Raw genomic sequence first — 13,117 nt, forward strand, 5'->3', positions numbered from 1 at the left:
AGTTCAATCAGAATTTGGCCATGCGAGCAGAGTTATGATTTGCCACGGATGACAACGCACATTGTCTGCTCAAGCACGGATGATCGGTTTTCGCGTCGTCCAAGGATTGCGCCGCGCTTGCTCGGATGGCAAGTGTTCTGGCCGAATTGAATAGGTTCCTCAAGGCATGTCCACAGCTATTTTCACCTTTTGTACTCTTTTTTGCCTGTCTGTTGCGATCGTGCCAGTCTCGGCGCAGGGCACCGGAGGGCCGCTGAAACCCTTCAAGGATGAGCTTTTTTCGAGCCAGACAGTGCTGTCGACAGGCGATAACGGCGCATCGCAGATCATCGATTATCAGGAGATGCGCGACATCAACGGGCGCGACGAGACGCCCGAGCGACGGGTGAAACGACAATATATCGATCTCGCGCCGAAGAAGTTTCAGGACCTTGAAACGATCTCGGTGAAGGGCAGGGCGCTTGATGTTGGGCGCGTGGGTGCCGAGTCCGGTCAGGCCTTTACGGTGATTTTCATTCATGGCCGTGGCGGCGACCGCAGGCTGGGCATGAATGATTATACCTTCGGCGGAAACTTCAACCGGTTGAAGAACCTGGCGGTTGCCAACGGCGGGACATATTACGCGCCGAGCGTTAAAAGCTTTGACGAAAAGGGGGTGGCGGACATTGCTGGACTGATTGCCGATGCGAAATCGAAATCCGGCGCACGCCCCGTCATTCTTGCCTGCGCCTCGATGGGCAGCTTCATTTGCTACGGCATCAGCCGCGACAGCCAGGCTGTGTCCGGCCTGCAGGGTATGGCCATTCTTGGCGGCGCGGTCGATCCTGATTTCGCGAAGAGTGCTTTTGCCAAGGCGAAGAAGCCGGTCTGGTTCACGCATGGCAGTGAGGACAAGGTCTATTCGGCCGACCAGCAGGCCACGATGTTCCGCTCCCTGTTGAAAGCCGGACAGCCGACGCGGTTCACGCTGTACAAGAGTGGCACGCACGGAACGCCGGTGCGGATGACCGACTGGCGCGCAGTCTTGAACTTTTTGCTGACACATTAAGCAGAAAATATCGCTGCAACACCGAAAACGCGCAAAAAACGGCGTTTTTGGGCGAGGATTTGCAAGAAAACTGTTATTTTTGATACCAAATTTCGTCTGTACGTTTTAAGACGGAGGTATCACGGACGTTTTGGCGCTCCCGTTTTACGCGAGCGCCCGTCAAACCAAAGAGGAATGGATCGCAATGACCCCTGATGTTCGCCCGCTCGTCGCTGGAAACTGGAAGATGAACGGGACGCGCGATTCGCTCGATCAGATCAAGGCGATGGCCGAAGGTGTCAAAGGTTCGCTGTCCGAGAAGGTAGATGCGCTGATCTGCCCGCCCTCGACATTGCTGTATGTCGCCACTGCGCTCTGCGACGACAGCCCGCTCCTGATCGGCGCGCAGGATTGCCACCAGAACCCGTCGGGTGCACACACGGGTGACATATCCGCTGAAATGATTGCCGATTGCTTCGGCACGCATGTCATCGTCGGTCATTCCGAGCGCCGCACCGACCATGCCGAGACCGACCATCTGGTCCGCATCAAGGCGTCTGCTGCGCACGCTGCCGAGTTGGTCGCGATCGTCTGCATCGGTGAGACGGCAGACGAGCGCAAGGCTGGCCAGACGCTGGACGTGCTCAAGCGCCAGCTGGCCGGTTCCCTGCCGGACGAAGCGACGGCGGAAGATACCGTGATTGCCTATGAGCCCGTCTGGGCGATCGGAACCGGTGTTACGCCAACTACGCAGGATGTTCGCGAAGCGCATGCCTTCATGCGCGACGAGCTGGTCAAGCGCTTCGGCGCGCAAGGCAAGAGCATGCGCATTCTCTATGGCGGTTCGGTCAAGCCCACCAATGCGCTGGAGCTGATGGGCGTCGAGAATGTTGACGGCGCACTGATTGGCGGAGCCAGCTTGAAAGCCACTGATTTCCTGTCCATCTATGCGGCTTATGAGCAATTGACGGCTTGATGGTGTCTTTCGTCCTGCAAGGGGCTTGGAATACGCTTTCGCCTCATGTAAAGAGCCGCAAACTTCTTCATTGTGCTCCCAACGGGGCATGGAATGGATTGTCATGCAGAATGTACTGATTGTTATTCATCTCATGATCGTGCTGGCGCTCGTCGGCGTGGTTCTGATCCAGCGTTCCGAAGGCGGTGGCCTTGGTATCGGCGGCGGTTCCGGCTTTATGTCCGCACGCGGCACGGCCAATGCGTTGACCCGCACCACGGCGATCCTCGCCGCGCTGTTCTTCCTGACGTCTCTCGGCCTTGGTCTTCTGACCCGCTACGAATCGCGCCCGACAGATATTCTGGATCGCATTCCAGCCACGCAAGGGCAGGGTAACGGCATTCTGGACACGCTTGGCCCCTCGTCTTCGACGCCTGCCGCTCCAGCCCAGAACGGCGTTCCGTCCACGAATGGTGCTGCGGCTCCGGCCACAGGGACAACGCCTGCACCAGCGACGACGACACCGGCACCTGCGACACCGGCTCCGGCCAACAACGCAGTTCCGACCGGACAGTAAAACCGGTTCAAGCATATCACTCCGGCAGGCCAAAAGCCTGCCGGTTTTCTTTTGTTCACATTCCGGCCAAGCTTCGCCTTTCATCAACAGATGAATGTGGGCTTTCAGAAATTTGGGCTGGCGGAATCACTCTTTTATAGGTAATCGGTAAATCCCATGGCGCGATATGTATTCATCACAGGCGGCGTGGTCTCTTCACTTGGTAAGGGCATTGCGGCCGCAGCACTCGGAGCGTTGTTGCAATCCCGTGGTTACCGGGTGCGGCTCCGCAAACTTGACCCCTATCTCAATGTCGATCCCGGCACCATGAGCCCCACCCAGCACGGTGAGGTGTTCGTGACCGATGATGGCGCGGAGACGGATCTCGATCTTGGCCACTATGAGCGCTTCACGGGGCGCTCGGCCACCAAGACCGATAACATCACCACGGGCCGCATCTACAAGAACATCATCGACAAGGAACGCCGCGGCGATTATCTCGGCGCGACGGTGCAGGTCATTCCGCACGTCACCAACGAAATCAAGAATTTCGTGACCGAAGGCAATGAGGAATACGATTTCGTCATCTGCGAAATCGGCGGCACGGTGGGCGACATCGAAGCCATGCCATTCATGGAAGCGATCCGTCAGGCCAAGAACGACCTGCCACGCGGTACGGCCATCTTCGTGCATCTGACGCTGATGCCTTACATTCCGGCAGCCGGCGAGTTGAAGACCAAGCCGACGCAGCATTCCGTCAAGGAATTGCAGGCGCTGGGTATCCACCCTGATATTCTGCTGGTGCGTGCCGACCGCGAGATTCCAGAAGCCGAACGCCGCAAGCTTTCGCTGTTCTGCAACGTGCGTCCATCCGCCGTCATTCAGGCGCTGGATGTGGCCAACATCTACGACGTGCCGATTGCCTACCACAAGGAAGGCCTCGACAACGAGGTTTTGGCCGCCTTTGGCATCGAGCCTGCCCCAAAGCCACGCCTTGAGCAGTGGGAAGAGGTCTGCAACCGCATCCACACGCCGGAAGGTGAAGTGACCATCGCCATCGTCGGCAAATATACCGGCCTGAAGGACGCGTATAAGTCGCTGATCGAAGCCTTGCATCACGGTGGCTTTGCAAACCGCGTCAAGGTCAAGCTGGAATGGATCGAGTCGGAAGTCTTCGAAAAGGAAGATCCAGCACCCTATCTCGAAAAGGTGGATGCGATCCTCGTTCCCGGCGGTTTCGGCGAGCGCGGTTCCGAAGGCAAGATCCGCGCTGCCCAATATGCCCGAGAGCGTCAGGTGCCGTATTTCGGCATCTGCTTTGGCATGCAGATGGCGGTCGTGGAAGCGGCCCGCAATCTGGCTGGTATCGAAACGGCATCCTCCACCGAATTCGGCACGACGACCGAGCCGGTTGTTGGCCTGATGACCGAATGGGTGAAGGGCAACGAGCTCGAAAAGCGCAACGCGGCCGGCGATCTCGGCGGCACAATGCGTCTGGGCGCCTACACGGCATCGCTGAAGAAAGACACCAAGATTGCCGAAATCTACGGCTCCACGGATATTTCCGAGCGCCACCGCCACCGCTATGAAGTGAACGTGGATTACAAGGACCGTCTCGAAAGCCACGGCCTCGTTTTCTCCGGCATGTCGCCGGATGGTATCCTGCCCGAGACGGTGGAATACCCCGATCACCCCTGGTTCATCGGCGTGCAATACCACCCCGAACTCAAAAGCCGTCCGCTGGACCCGCATCCACTGTTTGCGAGCTTTATCGAGGCGGCGCTGGAGCGAAGCCGGTTGGTTTGAGGTCAATGAGTAGGAAAGGCCGCAGAAATGCGGCCTTTCAGGTTTTAAGTTTGCTTTGCGCCAGTGGCGAACATTTGAAGTTGTTATCCGTCAATACGTAAGCACAATCTCAAACTCGCCACTCCGACCAACACGATACGGTGCGCAACTCTCAATGGCGCGCATTATTGCGTCTTGAGCATCATAAAGCCTTTGGTCTGAGTTCCGTCCTTTGACTTCGACTAGCGTCACCGATCCGTCATGTGCGAGAGCGATTCGTACCGGTACTGAAACCGGCGCTCCGTCGTTCCCTCGTTTCATGCACTGCTGCACTTCTTTTGCGAGCCTAATGCTTTCTTCGCTTGCTTGCGAGCACCCCGCAAACGCAGTGACGACTACTAGAATTAAACTATGCAACAGTTTCAAATGTTTGCTCCACTGTCCGTCTCCAACGAGAATGGTCAAAAGCCGCAGATAATTACCACACCAGTTCAACGGTATTCAGGATTGGCGTTGAAACGACAGTTCTTGCGAAAATTGGGCAGTACCAATTTATTTGCGCCGTTACCGCAACCACACCACCAAACACTCTCCACCAGCGACTAATTCCCCCGCAAACGGCGCGCGCACGATCAAGCAATCCGCCTGCGCCATGATCTTCATCATCGAGGAGTCCTGCTTGGTGAAGGCTTCCACGACGGGTAAGCCGTCTTCGTAACCAATGGTGCGCGCGCGGAGATAGTCCTGCCGCTGGTCATTGGCTTTGAGCGTGGTGGCGGTCTTGGCTTTGGTTTCGCGGGAACTCATCTTGCGGTGGCCGAGTTTTTGGATGAGGGGTTCCAGAAACAGCAGGTTGCAGACGAGGCTGGCGACGGGGTTGCCGGGCAGGCCCAGAACCTGCATGTCGCCGATGGAGCCGACCATCAGCGGTTTGCCCGGACGCATGGCGATACGCCAGAAATCCAGCGTCATCCCCTGGGCCTTCAGCGCCGCCTGCACCAGATCATGATCACCAACCGAGGCACCGCCGAGCGTGACGAGGACATCCGCCTTCGCGGCAATGGCTTTGTCGATGGCGGCGCGGATGAGGGCTTCATCATCGGCCACGATACCGAGATCGAGGATATCTGCGCCAGCTCTGCGTGCGAGTGTAGCCACGCCGAAGGTGTTGGAGGCGATGATTTGCGCAGGGTTCGGCACATTGCCGGGTGGGACCAGTTCGTCGCCTGTCGCCAGAATGGCGATCAGCGGTCTGCGGTAAACGGAAAGCTGCGCATGATTCATGGCGGCGGCGAGCGTGATGTCGGTGAAGGACAGTTCCGTCCCAGCCTTCAGCCCTGTCTCACCGTCCTGAAAATCCTGTCCGCGCGGGCGGATATGTCGCCCTTCGGTGACCTCGAATGTTGTGCGGATCTTGCCCGCTTCCAGCAGTTCCGCATCTTCCTGAATGAGAACGGCGTCCGCGCCGTCAGGCAGAGGCGCGCCGGTAAAGATGCGCACAGCCTCGCCTTCACCCACGTGACCATCGAAAGCATGGCCTGCGGCGGATTCGCCGATGACGGTGAGAACCGAGCCGATCCGCGGAGCGTCGGCTGCGCGCAACGCATAGCCATCCATGGCAGAGGCATGGAAGGGTGGCTGGGTGAGGCGCGCGTATAAGTCCTGCGCCAGCACACGCTGGTCTGCATCCTCCAGCCGTATCGTCTCGGCCGATGTCACGGGCTTCGCCGCAGCCAGCAACCGCGCCTGCGCTTCCGCAACGGGCAAGAGAGGTTTCATGCGGTTTCCTCTTTCTTTTGGTGGCAATGCGACGATGATCGCGCAATGACGGAACCTCGGTTCAGCCTCAAGCCTTGAAGTGACCGGATTTGCCGCCGATCTTTTCCAGCAGACGGATGGAGCCGATTTCCATGCCTTTATCGGCAGCCTTTGCCATATCGTAGATGGTCAGGCACGTGATAGACACGGCTGTCAGGGCTTCCATCTCGACACCGGTCTTGCCGGACAGCTTGACGGTGGCCTGTACGCGAAGGCCGGGCAGGGCGTCATCTTCGGTAATGTCGACCGAGACCTTCGTCAGCATCAGGGGATGGCAGAGCGGGATGAGATTGGCGGTCTGCTTGGCGGCCATGATGCCGGCGAGACGGGCCGTGCCGATCACGTCACCCTTCTTGGCATTGCCTTCGCGGATCAACGACAGCGTTTCCGGCTTCATCGTCACGAAACCTTCGGCGACCGCAACGCGCGTCGTCTCGGCCTTGTCGCCGACATCGACCATATGGGCTTCGCCGGAGGCATCGATATGGGTCAAGCGCGGATCGCTGCTCATTCGGCAGCCGCTGCGTTTTCGCCGTTGAGCAAAATATGGGTCGCCGCGGTTACGTCCTGCTTGCGCATCAGGCTTTCCCCAACAAGGAAGGTGGTGATACCCGATGCTTTCAGGCGCGTGCAATCCTCGTAGGTGAAGATGCCGCTTTCGCCCACCAGCAATTTATCGGCAGGCACCATCCTGGCCAGACGCTCGCTGACATCGAGGCTGACCTCGAAGGTGCGAAGATTGCGATTGTTGACGCCGAGCAGCGGTGAGGTGAGTTTCAGTGCGCGTTCGGTCTCTTGCTCGTCGTGGACTTCGACAAGCACATCCATGCCAAGCAAGAAAGCTTCGTCTTCCAGCCGCTTTGCTTCGTCGTCCGTCAGCGATGCCATGATGATGAGAATGCAGTCGGCACCCCAGGCGCGCGCTTCATGGACCTGATAGGTTTCGAACATGAAATCCTTGCGCAGCGCGGGCAGGGTGCAGGCCTTGCGGGCGGCTGTGAGAAATTCCGGAGCGCCCTGAAAGCTCGGCGTGTCCGTCAGCACCGAAAGGCAGGCCGCACCACCGGCCTCGTAGGCTTTTGCCAGCGCAGGCGGATCAAAATCGGGACGGATAAGACCCTTGGAAGGGCTGGCCTTCTTGATCTCGGCGATGAGGCCGAATGTTCCTTCGCTCTGCCTGCGCTTCAGCGCATTGTAGAAGCCGCGCGGTGCGGTCTGGTCGGAGGCCATCGCCTTGAGGTCTGCAAGGGACACTGCCGCCTTCGCAGCGGTGATTTCGTCTCGCTTGTAAGCTTCGATCTTTTTCAGAATGTCGCTCATGGCTTTGCCTGCTCTTCGTTCGAAACTGCAATCAACCTGTCGAGGGCCGCTGTCGCTCTGCCGTCATCCAGCGCGGAACTGGCGATCTTCATGCCATCCGCCAGCGTTTCGGCCTTGCCTGCGACCACCAGAGAAGCGGCTGCATTGCACAGCGAGACATCGCGGTAGGGGTTTTGGGCGCCACCGAGAACGTCGCGCAATGCGGCTGCATTGGCAACGCCATCGCCACCCTTGAGATCATCGATGCGGGCGACACCAACGCCAAAATCTTTCGGTGTCAGCTCGAAACTGCGGATTTTGCCATTTTCCAGTGCCGCCACCCGGGTGGTCCCGGTGGTCGTGATCTCGTCCAGACCGTCACCATGCACGACCCACACGCTTTCCGAACCGAGGTCGCGCAGCACTTCTGCCAGAGGAACCAGCCAATGCGGTGCGAACACGCCGAGCAGCTGCTTTTTGGCGCCTGCAGGGTTGGACAGAGGGCCAAGCAGGTTGAAGATCGTGCGCGTGCCAAGTTCAACCCGGCTCGGGTTGACATGGCGCATCGAGGAATGGTGACGCTGGGCGAACATGAAACCAAGACCGGCCTCGCGGATGCAGAGGCTGATCAGGTCCGGCTCGATATCGAGCTTGACACCCAGCACGGACAGCGCATCCGCCGTGCCGGACTTGGAGCTCAAAGCCCGGTTACCATGCTTGGCAACCGGTACACCAGTCCCTGCAACGATGATGGAGGCGAGGGTGGAGATATTGTAGGTGCCAAGGCCATCGCCACCGGTTCCGACGATATCCATGGCATCGGCAGGTGCGCTGACGGGTATCATTCGGGAGCGCATGGAAGAGACCGCACCGGAGATTTCGTCCACCGTTTCGCCCCGCACCCGCAAGGCCATGAGGAACGCACCGATCTGCGATGGAGTCGCTTCGCCGGACATCAGAATGTCGAAGGCCTCCCGGGACTGCTCCCGGCTGAGGCTTTCGCCGTTGGCAACCTTGGCGATCAGCAGCTTCAAGTCGGCCATGTGCGCATGTTCCCGTTTGCGGCTCAGTAGTTGGTCAGCGCCTGGTCGGCGGCAGCCTGGTTGATGGTCACACCGTAATCGCTCTGAAGACGGCTGACCATCTGGTCGAGCATATCGTCGCCTGCGGCCGTAGCCATGGCGGTGATCTGCTGGTCGTTGTTATCAAGCGCGTCGGATGGCGTGGTGGTGTTGACATCCGTGACCTTGAACAGGACACGGCTGGAACCATCCGTATCGGGTGCGGTCCCAACGAGGCCGTTTGCGCCAGCAAAGACAGCGGAGACAGCCTGCTGCCCCAGAAGTGCGTCTTCGCTGGTGCGGCGAAGACCCATCTTGGTTTCCACGGCAAGGCCCATCTCGCTGGCAATAGTCGCCAACGTTTCGCCCTTTTCGGCGCGTGCCTTCAACTCGTCGGCCTTGGCGGCAAGCGCCGTGCGCTGCTGCTCGGCTGTCCAGTCGGCAACGACTTGCTCCTTGACTTCGTTGAGCGCTCTGTCACGGGGTGCGATGACCTGCTGAAGATCGAACCAGACATAGCCTTCGCGACCGATGTTGACGGCGGGCGCATCGACGCCCTGTTCAGCCTTGAAAACCTCGGCGACGAGTTCGGATGTTGGCAAGCCTTCGACGGGGTTGCCCTTTTCATCCTGTCCATTGGCATCGACGGCGTTCACGGTGACAGTCTTAAGGTTCAGTTGTGTCGCGGCGTCCGTCAGCGACGAACCACCGCCACGCAGATCTTCGTAACGGTCGTGAACGGCGTTCATTTCTTCGGCCGCCTTGGTGGTCGCGAGGTTTGTGCGAATTTCTTCCTTCGCCTCGTCCAACGTCTTCATGCTTTCGTTCTTGATGCCGGTTACGCGCAGGATGACCGGACCGAATGAGCCATCGACGACAGGTGAAACGCCACCATCCTTCTGGATGGCGAAGGCGGCTTCTGCGACGGACTGGTCTGGAACCGTGTCTTTTGTGAATTCGCCAAGTGTCACATCGGCAGGCTGTTTGCCCTGATCTTTCACCACCTGATCATACGTGGTCGTGCCAGCGCGGATCTGTGCGGCAGCGGCCTCGGCCATTTCCTTGTCCGAAAACGTCAGCTGTTCAATCGTACGGCGTCCCGCTGTCCGGAAGTTGTCTTTGTTGCCTTCGTAATAATCGGAAATCTGCTGGTCGGTAATCGCACCCTGATCGGCAATGTCGCTCGGCTCGAGCTTCACGTAGCTGAACTTGCGATACTCCGGCGCACGATACTTGTCCTTGTTCTTTTCAAACCATGCGGCCAGCACATCGTCAGCCGGCGCCTTGACCGGATCAATGTTGGCGTTGGAGAGAAGAATATAGTCGATGGAGCGCTGCTCGTCGCGATACTGCTTCAACGCATCAACGAGGACCTGCGGCGGCTTGAAGCCATCGGACACGGCGTCAACGATCTGGCCACGCACGGCAACCTTGCTGCGTTCCTTGACGTAATCGTCTTCATTGAACCCAGCACCGCGTAACCGCTGGCTGAACAGGTTACGGTCGAACTGGCCAGTGGGCGACTTGAAGGACGGGTCTTCCGAAATCAGTGTCGCCAGACGGTCTTCTGAAAGACCCAGGTTCATCTTGGATGCCAGTTCGTCGAGAGCGGCACCGGCGGCGAGCTGGCTGAAGACCTGACGGTCGAGGCCGAACGCCTTGGCCTGCTCTGTCGTCAACCGTGTCCCGAACTGGCGACCGACATCGGCCATCTGGCGCTGGTAGGCGAAACGGTACTCGTTGGGAGAGACGGTCTGATCACCGACCGTCATCACGGAATGTGAGTTGCTCGTCACCAGAGATGCGGAAACGCCCCACACGCCGAAGGACAGGACGAGGAGCAAAAGAAGAATTTTTGCCGCCAGGGTACGAGAAGCACTTCTCAGAGAATCGAGCATCGTTATGCAAACCTCACAATATTCGCCCGTTACGCCGGGTCTGTGCGGCTTCCTTAAATCAATCCGCTTTGAAATTGAAGGCTAAATTCCGCTGAAAAGCGCGCATTGCCAAACGATGACGTGAGATTTTGCCAGGTAATGCGGATCTTGCGGCAACCCTTACCTGACAGGCGTGATGGAGGTCGCGAAAGGCGGGCGATCCCTCGCCGATTGGTGGGAACAAAAAAGCCGCCTCTCTGTCGGGCGGCTTTCGTATCATGACGACGTTTAATGGGGTAATCGCGGTCTCTGCATCAGAACAACTTCGAGCGATCCAGCAGGATCTTGAAATCCTCGTCTTCCTTGCGAGTTTCCGATACGACGGAAATGAAGGAGGCGACGAACATGATGCTAATGAGGGCTGCCAGCAAGGTTAATGTCGTAACCATAGTATTCAACTCCGGAGTTGAACGTCTACCCCTCCCGCCCTATCAGTAATAGTTTGTGTACTGAGAGCGAGATGTAAGCTGTGGGAAGTCAGGACCATTGTCTTGCGGCTTCTGACCGTAAAGGCTGAACGTCGTTGCTACCATCGCGATAACCAACATTGTCCATGCCGTGCTGATCACGCCGATTTTGGAAGACGTAGACTGATTTACTTTTGTAAACATGTGTTCGTTCCTTTAACTGCGATCTGAACGCGTGATCTTTGATCCAGTTCCGCGTTATTGTTAAAAATCGATTAGCATTTCGCCTGTGAAGCGTTGTTGAATGCTTCGTTCATCTGGTGTTCAGAAAATTGGCAGTTCACGTCAATCCATGAAGACATATTCAACGACGAGGGATGTCGCGATTGTCAGGATCATCATGAACACCAGCATTTCCATCTCCGATTGGGCGACGTGCCCGTTTGCCATTCGATGAGACCTTTATAACGACCTGCCTTGAAGCCGCGCTGAACAGGGTATTCATGTGATGTTCACCCGCCGATTTCGGCTTTCGAGTACATCCTCCGGTCTTGCGAAGACCGGCCTTCCATGACAAAAGGCGGCACAACCAACGTTCAGTATCGGGAGCGATATGACGATTGCCTTTTACCCCGGATCATTCGATCCGATGACCAACGGACATCTGGATGTGTTGATCCAGTCGCTCAACGTTGCGTCGCAGGTGATCGTTGCCATCGGTATTCATCCCGGCAAGGCGCCGATGTTCAGCTTCGAGGAGAGGGCAGACCTCATTCGTCTTTCCCTAGCTCATGCGCTGCCAAACGCCATGGAGCGACTGCGTGTCGTGTCCTTCGCCAATCTGGTGGTGGATGCTGCTCGCGAACACGCCGCCACACTCCTCGTTCGCGGGCTGCGGGACGGCACTGATCTGGATTACGAAATGCAGATGGCGGGCATGAACAGGCAGATGGCACCTGATATCCAGACCGTCTTTCTACCTGCCGGAACAGCGTCGCGGCCCATTACCGCCACATTGGTTCGTCAGATCGCAGCAATGGGCGGTAATGTGGAGGCTTTTGTGCCGAAAGCCGTGTTGCAAGCCCTCAACAGCAAGCTGAGCCCCCGTCTCAGTGATAATTCTGGAGCCTAATCCAATGAAACTGCTTCGATTTGCCTTCGCAGGCGCTCTGTTCGTCAGCGCCATCGCCGCCAGCACCATCGCTTCTGCTGCCGAATTCCTGACGATTCAGCTAAAAGACGGGCCCGTTGTCATCCAGCTCATGCCGGAAGTCGCACCGAAGCATGTGGCGCAGATCAAGGCGCTCGCCGAAAAGGGCGCTTACGATAATGTTGCGTTTCACCGTGTCATTCCCGGCTTCATGGCCCAGACGGGTGACGTGCAGTACGGCAATATGAGCAAGTCGTTCAATGCCCAGCGCGCAGGCACCGGTGGTTCCGATCTGCCGGACCTTCCCGCCGAATTCTCGAAAACGCCATTCGAGCGCGGCACCGTGGGCATGGCCCGCTCGCAGAGCCCCAACTCCGCCAACTCGCAGTTCTTCATCATGTTCGATCAGGGGTCGTTCCTGAACGGGCAATATACCGTCGTCGGCAAGGTCGTGTCCGGCATGGAATTCGTTGACAAGATCAAGAAGGGGCAGGGCGGCAACGGCGAAGTTTCCGATCCCGACCGCATGGTCAAAGTTACCGTCGGCAAGAAATAAAACCGGGCGGATGCCCACGTAAAAGGAGAGACACCATGGCCGAGATCAAAGATCCGGAAAACACCCTCATCATGGAAACGACGACCGGCAAGGTCGTCATCCAGCTTATGCCGGAAGTGGCCCCTGGCCACGTTGCACGCATCAAGGAACTGGTTTCCGAACAGGCCTATGACGGCGTCGTATTCCACCGCGTCATCACCGATTTCATGGCGCAGACCGGCGACGTGAAATTCGGCAAGAAAGGTTCGGAAAGCTTCAACCCGTCGCGTGCTGGCATGGGCGGTTCCGAAAAGCCTGATCTTCAGGCTGAATTCTCCGCCATTCCGCACGTTCGTGGCACATGCTCGATGGCACGTTCGCAAAGCCCGAACTCCGCCAACTCGCAGTTCTTCATCTGCTTTACCGACAGCCCATGGCTGAACAAGCAGTACACGGTCTGGGGTCAGGTCATCGAGGGCATGGAAGCCATCGACAAGATCAAGCGCGGCGAGCCTGTCAAGGACCCGGATTCCATCATCTCCATCCGCCTTGCTTCTGCAGCCTGAGCGTAGGATATAGAGATCCAG

General features: G+C 57.9%; 14 protein-coding genes. 7 read left to right on the forward strand and 7 right to left on the reverse strand.

Features of this window, described 5'->3' with window-relative positions; genetic code table 11:
* Positions 1-166: 166 nt before the first annotated feature.
* The 4 genes from EKM04_RS11000 to pyrG all read left to right on the forward strand — a co-directional run bounded on the left by EKM04_RS11000 (position 167) and on the right by pyrG (position 4,344).
* Positions 167-1,048 (forward strand): alpha/beta hydrolase, encoded by an 882-nt coding sequence (locus tag EKM04_RS11000; protein WP_183897307.1) that lies wholly within the window; start codon positions 167-169, stop codon positions 1,046-1,048.
* A 184-nt stretch (positions 1,049-1,232) separates the two neighbouring features.
* Positions 1,233-2,003 carry a triose-phosphate isomerase gene (gene tpiA, locus EKM04_RS11005; RefSeq protein ID WP_174152849.1) on the forward strand — a complete coding sequence of 257 codons (771 nt, stop codon included), beginning with the start codon at positions 1,233-1,235 and terminating at the stop codon, positions 2,001-2,003.
* Between the two features lie 103 nt (positions 2,004-2,106).
* A complete protein-coding gene (gene secG, locus EKM04_RS11010) occupies positions 2,107-2,559 on the forward strand; it encodes a preprotein translocase subunit SecG (protein ID WP_174152850.1) in 453 nt (150 codons plus the stop codon).
* Between the two features lie 156 nt (positions 2,560-2,715).
* The gene (pyrG, locus tag EKM04_RS11015; RefSeq protein ID WP_174152851.1) at positions 2,716-4,344 is read left to right on the forward strand and encodes a CTP synthase; all 1,629 of its coding nucleotides are present in this window, start codon (positions 2,716-2,718) and stop codon (positions 4,342-4,344) included.
* Between the two features lie 543 nt (positions 4,345-4,887).
* Here pyrG and EKM04_RS11020 read toward each other — a convergent pair.
* The 7 genes from EKM04_RS11020 to EKM04_RS23135 form a co-directional block, all read right to left on the reverse strand.
* Positions 4,888-6,102: a molybdopterin molybdotransferase MoeA gene (locus EKM04_RS11020; protein WP_183897308.1), complete on the reverse strand. Its 1,215-nt coding sequence runs from the start codon at positions 6,100-6,102 to the stop codon at positions 4,888-4,890.
* Between the two features lie 67 nt (positions 6,103-6,169).
* On the reverse strand, positions 6,170-6,652 hold the full coding sequence (gene moaC, locus EKM04_RS11025) for a cyclic pyranopterin monophosphate synthase MoaC (RefSeq protein WP_183897309.1): 483 nt from the start codon (positions 6,650-6,652) through the stop codon (positions 6,170-6,172).
* The gene (trpC, locus tag EKM04_RS11030; protein WP_174152856.1) at positions 6,649-7,461 is read right to left on the reverse strand and encodes an indole-3-glycerol phosphate synthase TrpC; all 813 of its coding nucleotides are present in this window, start codon (positions 7,459-7,461) and stop codon (positions 6,649-6,651) included. Before trpC ends, moaC begins: the two co-directional genes overlap by 4 nt.
* Positions 7,458-8,483: an anthranilate phosphoribosyltransferase gene (trpD, locus tag EKM04_RS11035; RefSeq protein ID WP_174152857.1), complete on the reverse strand. Its 1,026-nt coding sequence runs from the start codon at positions 8,481-8,483 to the stop codon at positions 7,458-7,460. Before trpD ends, trpC begins: the two co-directional genes overlap by 4 nt.
* Positions 8,484-8,506: 23 nt before the next feature.
* A complete protein-coding gene (locus tag EKM04_RS11040; protein ID WP_183897310.1) occupies positions 8,507-10,399 on the reverse strand; it encodes a peptidylprolyl isomerase in 1,893 nt (630 codons plus the stop codon).
* A gap of 293 nt (positions 10,400-10,692) precedes the next feature.
* Positions 10,693-10,827: a hypothetical protein gene (locus EKM04_RS22935; protein ID WP_268842319.1), complete on the reverse strand. Its 135-nt coding sequence runs from the start codon at positions 10,825-10,827 to the stop codon at positions 10,693-10,695.
* Between the two features lie 42 nt (positions 10,828-10,869).
* Positions 10,870-11,049 (reverse strand): hypothetical protein, encoded by a 180-nt coding sequence (locus EKM04_RS23135; RefSeq protein WP_412762989.1) that lies wholly within the window; start codon positions 11,047-11,049, stop codon positions 10,870-10,872.
* A 409-nt stretch (positions 11,050-11,458) separates the two neighbouring features.
* On the opposite strand from EKM04_RS23135, the gene coaD reads away from it, so the two are divergent.
* The 3 genes from coaD to EKM04_RS11055 are packed head-to-tail and all read left to right on the forward strand — an operon-like array spanning position 11,459 to position 13,096.
* Complete coding sequence (gene coaD, locus EKM04_RS11045) at positions 11,459-11,977, forward strand: pantetheine-phosphate adenylyltransferase (RefSeq protein WP_183897311.1); 519 nt, start codon at positions 11,459-11,461, stop codon at positions 11,975-11,977.
* 4 nt (positions 11,978-11,981) lie between these two features.
* Positions 11,982-12,551, forward strand: a complete 570-nt coding sequence (locus tag EKM04_RS11050) for a peptidylprolyl isomerase (RefSeq protein WP_174152860.1) — start codon at positions 11,982-11,984, stop codon at positions 12,549-12,551.
* A gap of 35 nt (positions 12,552-12,586) precedes the next feature.
* On the forward strand, positions 12,587-13,096 hold the full coding sequence (locus EKM04_RS11055) for a peptidylprolyl isomerase (protein WP_174152861.1): 510 nt from the start codon (positions 12,587-12,589) through the stop codon (positions 13,094-13,096).
* Positions 13,097-13,117 lie beyond the last annotated feature (21 nt).

The sequence above is a fragment of the Rhizobium skierniewicense Ch11 genome (assembly GCF_023757665.1).
GTDB lineage: Bacteria > Pseudomonadota > Alphaproteobacteria > Rhizobiales > Rhizobiaceae > Agrobacterium > Agrobacterium skierniewicense.

Bases quoted from the DNA above. Each gene is read 5' to 3' on its own strand.
- EKM04_RS11000 (WP_183897307.1), top strand. From the start codon at position 167: ATGTCCACAGCTATTTTCACCTTTTGTACTCTTTTTTGCCTGTCTGTT.
- tpiA (WP_174152849.1), top strand. From the start codon at position 1,233: ATGACCCCTGATGTTCGCCCGCTCGTCGCTGGAAACTGGAAGATGAAC.
- secG (WP_174152850.1), top strand. From the start codon at position 2,107: ATGCAGAATGTACTGATTGTTATTCATCTCATGATCGTGCTGGCGCTC.
- pyrG (WP_174152851.1), top strand. From the start codon at position 2,716: ATGGCGCGATATGTATTCATCACAGGCGGCGTGGTCTCTTCACTTGGT.
- EKM04_RS11020 (WP_183897308.1), bottom strand. From the start codon at position 6,102: ATGAAACCTCTCTTGCCCGTTGCGGAAGCGCAGGCGCGGTTGCTGGCT.
- moaC (WP_183897309.1), bottom strand. From the start codon at position 6,652: ATGAGCAGCGATCCGCGCTTGACCCATATCGATGCCTCCGGCGAAGCC.
- trpC (WP_174152856.1), bottom strand. From the start codon at position 7,461: ATGAGCGACATTCTGAAAAAGATCGAAGCTTACAAGCGAGACGAAATC.
- trpD (WP_174152857.1), bottom strand. From the start codon at position 8,483: ATGGCCGACTTGAAGCTGCTGATCGCCAAGGTTGCCAACGGCGAAAGC.
- EKM04_RS11040 (WP_183897310.1), bottom strand. From the start codon at position 10,399: ATGCTCGATTCTCTGAGAAGTGCTTCTCGTACCCTGGCGGCAAAAATT.
- EKM04_RS22935 (WP_268842319.1), bottom strand. From the start codon at position 10,827: ATGGTTACGACATTAACCTTGCTGGCAGCCCTCATTAGCATCATGTTC.
- EKM04_RS23135 (WP_412762989.1), bottom strand. From the start codon at position 11,049: ATGTTTACAAAAGTAAATCAGTCTACGTCTTCCAAAATCGGCGTGATC.
- coaD (WP_183897311.1), top strand. From the start codon at position 11,459: ATGACGATTGCCTTTTACCCCGGATCATTCGATCCGATGACCAACGGA.
- EKM04_RS11050 (WP_174152860.1), top strand. From the start codon at position 11,982: ATGAAACTGCTTCGATTTGCCTTCGCAGGCGCTCTGTTCGTCAGCGCC.
- EKM04_RS11055 (WP_174152861.1), top strand. From the start codon at position 12,587: ATGGCCGAGATCAAAGATCCGGAAAACACCCTCATCATGGAAACGACG.